This is a genomic window from Mucilaginibacter antarcticus (assembly GCF_042686155.1).
GTDB lineage: Bacteria > Bacteroidota > Bacteroidia > Sphingobacteriales > Sphingobacteriaceae > Mucilaginibacter > Mucilaginibacter antarcticus.
Map to the genome: position 1 here is coordinate 183,638 of NZ_JBHUON010000005.1, position 7,768 is coordinate 191,405.

Here is a 7,768-nt window from a genome sequence, read left to right on the forward strand (position 1 = left end):
CCGGGCATGGCCATTAAAGAATACCCTTTTTACCTAAAAACCACCGTCGTTCTGTTTGGATTGATACTGTTGGTATATGTTTTAGCGCAGCTGGAAGACATACTGGTGCCGCTTGCTTTCGCAGGCTTTTTATCAGTATTGCTAAACCCGTTGGCTAACCGGTTTCAAAAGATGGGGTTGAGCCATTTCTTAGCTATTATGCTGGCTATATTGGTAGCTGCGCTTGGTGTTGCAGGCGTGTTTTACTTTTTGTCGTCGCAAATTGCAGGCTTTGGCGAGTCGTTGCCTATGCTAAAGGAAAAATTTGGCGTTATCACGCATGACTTGAAGGCCCTTATCGCCCAAACTTTTAACGTACCTGTTGCTAAGCAAGAACGCATGATCAGCGATGCGCTTAACAACAGCCAAACCCTGTTAGGCGGCGCGCTGGGTGGTTTGCTGGGCGTGCTTAGTGTAGTATTTTTACTGCCCGTTTACATCTTTTTACTGATGTATTATAAAACGCTCATCCTAAACTTTTTATACGAAGTTTTTGCCGAAGAGAACTCAAAAAAGGTGGGCGAAGTACTGAAAGAAACCAAGGGCGCCATACAAAGTTATATTGTAGGCTTGCTGATCGAGCTCATCATTGTAGCTGCCCTCAATTCGGCCGCGTTGCTGCTGCTGGGGGTAAAATACGCGCTGCTTATAGGTGTAATTGGCGCCATACTAAACCTTATACCCTACCTGGGCGGCATTATAGCTATAGCACTGCCTGTACTAATGGCCACAGTTACTAAAGATGGTTACACCACCCAACTGGGTGTACTAGGCGCTTACATTGCGATACAGTTTATTGACAACAACATATTGGTACCGCGCATTGTATCGTCAAAAGTGCAAATTAACGCTTTGATCAGTATTATTGTAGTGCTGTTGGGCAATATGCTTTGGGGAGTGTCGGGCATGTTTTTGTCTATCCCGTTTATAGCGGTCATCAAAATTGTTTTCGACCGTATTAACAGCCTGAAACCCTGGGGTAAATTATTGGGCGACACCATCCCCACCAAACACATGGGGCAGATATGGAGCAAGCCCAAAAAAGAAGCCGTTGGGATTAAGTAATCATAGGTCATTGATTATTGCCTTTTGTTATATAAAGTTTAAAAATTAGTTTTACCGTTAATGAACCTGGTAATTGTCTGTGTTAACTGCTTAATCCTTTTGTTTACCCTGCTGTCGCTGGTTAAAAATGCCTGGTGGCTTTTCAGGATCTTTGATTACCCGCGGCTGCAAAAGCTGGTGCTGGCGCTGGTTTGCCTGCCCCTAACCCTCGCTTTTTACCGTGGCGACACCATAGTGCTTTACGCCATGATTGGCCTTATGCTGGCCAACATTGTTTACCTAAGTACGCAAATTTACCCCTTTACGCCGCTTGCGGGTAAACAGGTACTTAAAGCCACCCGCGACATCCCCGGGCAATGTCTCAGCCTGATGATTGCAAACGTGTACCAGGATAACAAAAACTGGTCTGCCTGCCTTAAACAGGTGCAGCAGGTTAATGCCGATGTAGTACTGCTGCTGGAAACAGACCATCAGTGGGACCAGCGCATGAGCCCCCTTGCCGACACCTATCCTTACAGCGTAAGGGTGCCTTTGCCAAACACGTATGGCATGCTGCTGTACTCAAAGCTCGAACTGGTAGACACGCAGGTTAAATACCTGGTTGAGCCGGGCATACCATCTATACATACCGACGTGCTACTGCCCGACGGTACGCGCATCAAGATCTTCGCGCTGCACCCTACCCCGCCGGTGCCTACCGAAAACCCACGATCTACCGAACGTGATAAAGAGCTTTTACTAGTGGCCGATCTGGCCAAAGCAAGCACCCTGCCGGTTATTGTGCTGGGCGATATGAACGATGTGGCCTGGAGTTATACTACAGAGTTGTTTTTAAAAATGAGCGGACTGATTGACCCTCGCCGTGGCCGTGGTTTTTATAACACGTTTCATGCCCATTACCCTTTTATGCGTTTCCCGCTCGACCATGCATTTATTTCTACCCATTTTAAACTGGGCAGCATGAAACGCCTCAACAATTGCGGATCGGACCATTTCCCGATATACCTGAGCATACAGTACGAAGAGCAGGCCACCCAACAGCAAGACCCTATGCAACCCGACGCCGACGATATAGAGGTAGCGGCAGAGAAGAAAGAAGCGGTTTAGTTGGTTATTCAGGCATTTTTTCAACAAACTTTGGTGCACCCATTGCGTCGGGCCAATCCATAACGTTTAGTAAAAACTCATGTTCTTTGTAATATAGTTCAACCTCCGTTTCGGTGGTATCATCTACATTTTCGGGGTCGCCCGCTTGGGTTTTATCGAAGGCAATTTTTAGATAACTAATTTTAACTGATTTACGCTGGGGACCATAGGCTGCATCAATATATTTCAAGGAATCTACTACCTCCGCTACTTCAGACTGCGTCCATCGTACGGGATGGAGATAGACCATATACGTTAGCGTTTTTTTACCAGAAAGCGTTCTGGTAAAAAATTGATCAAAGCTTTCATCCGGTTTCATAGTGCCGGGAATAAACAGAACATACGCAGGGACCTCTTTACGCTCTGACCAGTAAATTAGTATGCCATCTGTTAAGTCAACTTTTCGGCCTTGCGCATTAGCGAATTGGATGAACAACGAGGCAGATATCATGGGGAGTTAGGCTGTTTGTGGTTGACAGTGATACCGCTATTTTATAAAATAACCTACCCTTGTTGATGGTAACACCAACAAGGGTAGGTATAGGGTGTAGGGTGTAGGGTGTAGGGTAAAAACGCCTGACAAATGTCCGGCGTACTATCTAACCATCATTACTTGTCCTACGGGAGCATTAATCGATTTTAGCGTTCTTTTTTTTCAAAAAACTCTCATAACTGGAAGTTTTAAGAACAATAGAATCCGCTTTTGGGTTAAACGTTTCGATAGAGCTTTCATCTACTATTGCATCATCGGCAGAGGCTAAAGGAATACCATCAACTGTTATAGGCAAAGAGCGTTTTGAAGGACTTAACCTTTTGTTGTTATAGAAATCCTTAAGTGAGGTAAGTTTAACATTTGCTTTAGGAGTAACCACCAATACAACAAGCCTTTCTGAGTTTCCAAAACGCTTTTTTACGTCATCATTCTTCATTATATCAAGTGAAGCAATATTTGAAGAGTTCATAACCAGATTACGCGTGACAATCTCCTTACCAAACGAATTGCTCTTTATAATATAAATAGTTGAAATTTTCTCTTTTTTTTCCTGTGCAAGTAGTGAACAGAAAAAGGATATGAATACCAAGATTAAAGTTAATTTTTTCATATAATTATTATTGTTTTTGACTAGTAATTGTTCGAACGCCTAATAAATATTAGGCGTTTTTAACTATTTGTCTGTCTTTTTTTGAAGCAATGCCTGCTTAAGTATTACTTTAATTTCGTCCCTCAACTTTTTGCTGTTATAATAGTCGAGACATTGCATAAAGATTGCCTTTTTGCCCTCATAATCTGCGATTATTGACGGCTTTATACTGTTTACTTTTATTACTGCAAGTGAATCAAGTTTCCGTCCAACAAGTCCCGCTCCTAATGGATATTTAGCCACATCATTATATACAGATAGGCTTATATCTTTTGAAAACACAGGATCGTTATCGAAGGCTCTGATTATACATTTATAAAGCACGTAGTCTCTGTAAATGTTTTGAGCAGCAACTTCCGTCCTAACTGCTTTGATAGAACCGCAACCCGACATTAAAAAAAATGCCACTGTAAGTGTCACTCCAATAAGTTTCGTCATAATATTTCTAATTAGTATGCCACAAAGCAATATAGGATACACCACCTGGTGCATTTAAATAGTCATGTCCATCAGCAGCGTTTCCGGATTTATATAATGTAACATGTCCTGAAGCGCCAAACTGTTGATAACTGGCTGCCTGCATTAGATAGATACCTTTACCACTCATTGCTGATTTTCCGACCAATGCGGAAGGATTGGTAATTTTCTCAGTAGGTTCCCCAAACACCTTTTTCAAGTAGGCGTACATATCAGAAACGCGAAAAATATAGTTTTTGTTATCAGCACCTTTCATTGTCTTGCCATTGGACAGTACGGGGATTTCTGCTCCTGAATAATTGAGGGCTCGCGATAGTCTTAACGCACATGAATTATTATAGTCATATGGATTCGCGACTCTTGCGGCTTTGACTGCGCCACCAATTAAATTATAAACACCGGCTGCGTCCATCGTAGGTGAAGGATAATGTGCTATCAAGTCAGCGTAGCTCGGAAGGGATTGCTGCGCCACGTATTCATACCAAAACCCGTACGTCCAATCACCAAGGTCCTCTGAAGATGGTTCTGCCGCTGGAGTTGGTGGTGGCGCGCTATTACCGCCACCACTTCCGCCCACCGGCGGTGGATCTGGAAATGGCCCGCCATAGCCGCCACCGCCGGTATTCCCGCCACCGCTACCACCTGAACTACCAGATCCGCCAGGGATAACTATTGTTGATAGTTCGGAAGTTTGGCCCATGCTGCCTGTGGCATCGCCTTCGTTCAGCGTTTTTAGTTTGGTAGCATCATAAAGTACCTTTTGTTCTCTAAAAAAAGGTTCACCTTCACCACTTACTTCAACATTACTTAAATAGACATTTTTACCACCTATAGATTTTGATAACGCTATATAGTTGGCAATTCTGTGACCAGATTGATATTGCGCACCTTCAACCCAATGGTAGTTCAAGTCGTATTGTACAATAGCGCCATTAAAGCCCATAATGTCTTGGCTGTGTATTCCTTTTATCAAATCTACTAAATTTTTGTTGATGGAATAATTCAGGCCGACAAATTCTACAATTCTTCCCTTAACGACTTTTTTATCAGCGGCATCAAAAATGTAAAGCCTTCTGATACTTACATTTATGTTATCAATAGAGTTTTCAACCGTCGGTACGGCAATTACGGTTGCGCCTATTTCATTAACCAAAGTGAAAGACTTATTCCACAAGGATATTAATGTAAAAAAACCCGCTGTCTTTTTATTTTCCGCCGCGTTATTGGCAAGCGTCTTGGCGTTTAAAATTTTAGCCGACTCAAGGAGGTTTGGCGAGACATTAGGTTGATTAATACTGAAATTGTTAATCTCTCGCCGGCAGGCGAAAGATTAAAAAGCATAGCCCAAAGGCTACCGTAATAAGGCTTAGTGTTCTTTTTTTCATTTATAATGTGATAAGTTTGGTTTAGCAGCATGGATCAATCATTAGAGATAAATTGTCCCATGCCGGTTATCATCTCGCGCCCTTGTTGGTGTTATCACCAACAAGTCTCATTGGGCATAATGTGTTAATATTCCGAAATCGTCTTTCGCGCCCTTGTTGGTGTTATCACCAACAAGTCTCATTGGGCATAATGTGTTAATATTCCGAAATCGTCTACACCAGTTTCGTAAAATTTCGCCGATGAATACTTATAATCTTCGGGATGTATAGCCAACTGCCATTTCTCGTGCACCGGATTTTTATGTATATAATTAAGCTTTTGCTCAAATACAGGTTGGCTCCAAAGGTCAATGCTTAATGAATTGCGTTCCCAAATTTGATAAGATCTGTCTTTGGCATCAACCTTATAGCTGTTTAACTGTTCCGGATCAATTTTAGCCAATTCAAATTTTAATTGCTGACCTGTATATTTCATAAAGCGCTGTTGTATTTTTTCCTTTATGAAACCATCTTGTATCTGCCATATTATGTGAATATGATTAGGCATTATAACAAAACCATAAACCACAACACTTTTTTCAGTTGTTAAAAATAACAAACTGTTGATGATTATATCTTTGAAAGCGTCGGAATTTAATAAATGCTTCCATTCTAAAATTGTTGCTGTAAAAAATTGCGGATGGTAATCAAAGTTGATTTCTGACATACCGCTAATTTACAAAATGTCGGTATTTGTTGGAGATAACACCAACAAGTGCGGGAAACTGCGTATGGTAATCAAAGCCGATATTTGACATATAGCTAACTTACAAAATATCGGTACTTGTTGGTGATAACACCAACAAGGGCGGAGGGAGCAAAACATTGAGCATATGTATACATAAGCTTGCTGCGTGAAACCAAAATGGATCATAACCAAATAGCTGATATAATATAGTATAAATAACTGATTAACCGGCGCATATTGGCCGTGATAAAACTCTGTTAAAATCCGTAGCAGGTTTGGTATGGTTAAACCACTCGTGGTATAGTCGTTCATCACAACCCATTGGTCGTCCCAAAAATTTTGAAACTGATTCTGAAAGGTCGGAAAGTAGGCAAGCAAACAAACAATCAACAAAGTAAAATAAACGTGGCGTTTGTTTTTTATAAATCGCTCCAAAATAAATGCATTCACTTTGTTAACAGGATTAGGTTATCGGCACTACAATAATATCATTTTTTGACCTTATTAGCAAGACGGGGATCGGCTCCCCCCATTCGCAAGGGTCCCACTCGTGGGACATCAGACGATAAGTATATGCAGAAGTCGCCTATCTATAACTTTCCACCAACGCTGTGGCTTATAACGAACAATCAATGACCCATCGATTAATAACCAACCCACCACCCACACTGGCACGGGGTTTGTAACTTCAGCATTGAAAACAAATCTATCTATAAATAAACAGGTTATGAAAAAATTAGGATTAATGGTTGTAGGCGCTTTCTTTACGTTGGCTACAACCAGTGCAGTAGCACAAACCGTAACACCAACTAAAGCAAAAACAACCAACCTTACGCCACGCCGCAACGGTAACGTAACCATTGATGGCCAAACGGTGAAACAAAAACCGGGTGTAGCCCAACAACGTACGGGCACCGCAGCTAAGGCCGGCCAGCAGTATAGCACCAGCCCACGCGACGGTGTAAATACCTACGACGAGCAAACCAACAACGATCACCAGGGCGCAACAGCCGAAAACGGAGAAGAAACGGTAACTGTAGTGCAAAAAGACGCGGCCAAAGTTACACCGGCTAAAACTACTACCAGCACTAAAAAAACAGCTATTAAAACCTCTTCGAGCACTAAGGTTAGGCCGTAATTTTAAACAAATAATCCCATTTGGGGAGTGTCGCCTAAAGCTTAGGTGGCACTCCCCTTTTGTTTTTTAGCAAATTTATATTTGCAGATATTTTTGTTTTTAACATGCATTTTGGACCGTATCCAGCCTGATTTTAGTAGGCTTGTTATGCTAAACTACCGGTTTTATACCGTTAAATAACCTCTAGCTTAGTCGTTTTCAGAGGCAATAGGTCCGAAGGGGCCACCTAATTTACAACACGGTATTATTCAACACATTAAATAGCTACCCAAGCTAAAAACCCTGACTTATAATGCGATCCGATTTTGGCGATTTGCACGCATAAAAGCGGCCATTTCGCAATAAATTGTAAATCAATACATTAAATACCTTTCTAGCCTAATTTTCCTGACTAATAAGGCGATTCAAAGTGATTCACTATATTTTGTAATTATCTTATTTTGACTTGTCCTGAAATAGGTTTACACATTAAAGTGTAAACGATGAACAAAATTAAAGAAGAAAAGATCATTGAGGATCATTTAAGCGAAGGCATAAGTTTTCGTAGTTTATCATTGAAGTACGGTATATCTTATAGCCGTGCCTACCGAATAGTGAAATCTCATAAATCAATATTCAAAGAAAAGGCAGTTCAGGAATCACTACCTGA

At 41.5% G+C, this 7,768-nt stretch carries 8 protein-coding genes; 3 read left to right on the forward strand and 5 right to left on the reverse strand.

What is annotated here, in order from left to right; genetic code table 11:
* Positions 1-6: 6 nt before the first annotated feature.
* Complete coding sequence (locus tag ACFSYC_RS06595) at positions 7-1,104, forward strand: AI-2E family transporter (RefSeq protein ID WP_377124794.1); 1,098 nt, start codon at positions 7-9, stop codon at positions 1,102-1,104.
* A gap of 60 nt (positions 1,105-1,164) precedes the next feature.
* A complete protein-coding gene (locus tag ACFSYC_RS06600) occupies positions 1,165-2,211 on the forward strand; it encodes an endonuclease/exonuclease/phosphatase family protein (RefSeq protein ID WP_377124796.1) in 1,047 nt (348 codons plus the stop codon).
* 4 nt (positions 2,212-2,215) lie between these two features.
* On the opposite strand, the gene ACFSYC_RS06605 is transcribed toward ACFSYC_RS06600, so the two are convergent.
* The 5 genes from ACFSYC_RS06605 to ACFSYC_RS06625 all read right to left on the reverse strand — a co-directional run bounded on the left by ACFSYC_RS06605 (position 2,216) and on the right by ACFSYC_RS06625 (position 5,960).
* Positions 2,216-2,701 (reverse strand): hypothetical protein, encoded by a 486-nt coding sequence (locus ACFSYC_RS06605; RefSeq protein ID WP_377124798.1) that lies wholly within the window; start codon positions 2,699-2,701, stop codon positions 2,216-2,218.
* A 178-nt stretch (positions 2,702-2,879) separates the two neighbouring features.
* Entirely contained in the window at positions 2,880-3,353 is a 474-nt protein-coding gene (locus ACFSYC_RS06610; RefSeq protein ID WP_377124800.1) for a hypothetical protein, read from the reverse strand.
* Positions 3,354-3,416: 63 nt separating this feature from the next.
* On the reverse strand, positions 3,417-3,830 hold the full coding sequence (locus ACFSYC_RS06615; protein ID WP_377124802.1) for a T6SS amidase immunity protein Tai4 family protein: 414 nt from the start codon (positions 3,828-3,830) through the stop codon (positions 3,417-3,419).
* A gap of 7 nt (positions 3,831-3,837) precedes the next feature.
* Positions 3,838-5,022, reverse strand: a complete 1,185-nt coding sequence (locus tag ACFSYC_RS06620) for a T6SS effector amidase Tae4 family protein (RefSeq protein ID WP_377124804.1) — start codon at positions 5,020-5,022, stop codon at positions 3,838-3,840.
* 410 nt (positions 5,023-5,432) lie between these two features.
* The gene (locus ACFSYC_RS06625; protein ID WP_377124806.1) at positions 5,433-5,960 is read right to left on the reverse strand and encodes a transposase; all 528 of its coding nucleotides are present in this window, start codon (positions 5,958-5,960) and stop codon (positions 5,433-5,435) included.
* A gap of 748 nt (positions 5,961-6,708) precedes the next feature.
* Here ACFSYC_RS06625 and ACFSYC_RS06630 point away from each other — a divergent pair.
* Positions 6,709-7,119 (forward strand): hypothetical protein, encoded by a 411-nt coding sequence (locus ACFSYC_RS06630; RefSeq protein ID WP_377124808.1) that lies wholly within the window; start codon positions 6,709-6,711, stop codon positions 7,117-7,119.
* Positions 7,120-7,768 lie beyond the last annotated feature (649 nt).

Excerpts from the sequence above, each read along its gene's own strand:
- ACFSYC_RS06595 (WP_377124794.1), top strand. The coding sequence starts at position 7 with ATGGCCATTAAAGAATACCCTTTTTACCTAAAAACCACCGTCGTTCTG.
- ACFSYC_RS06600 (WP_377124796.1), top strand. The coding sequence starts at position 1,165 with ATGAACCTGGTAATTGTCTGTGTTAACTGCTTAATCCTTTTGTTTACC.
- ACFSYC_RS06605 (WP_377124798.1), bottom strand. The coding sequence starts at position 2,701 with ATGATATCTGCCTCGTTGTTCATCCAATTCGCTAATGCGCAAGGCCGA.
- ACFSYC_RS06610 (WP_377124800.1), bottom strand. The coding sequence starts at position 3,353 with ATGAAAAAATTAACTTTAATCTTGGTATTCATATCCTTTTTCTGTTCA.
- ACFSYC_RS06615 (WP_377124802.1), bottom strand. The coding sequence starts at position 3,830 with ATGACGAAACTTATTGGAGTGACACTTACAGTGGCATTTTTTTTAATG.
- ACFSYC_RS06625 (WP_377124806.1), bottom strand. The coding sequence starts at position 5,960 with ATGTCAGAAATCAACTTTGATTACCATCCGCAATTTTTTACAGCAACA.
- ACFSYC_RS06630 (WP_377124808.1), top strand. The coding sequence starts at position 6,709 with ATGAAAAAATTAGGATTAATGGTTGTAGGCGCTTTCTTTACGTTGGCT.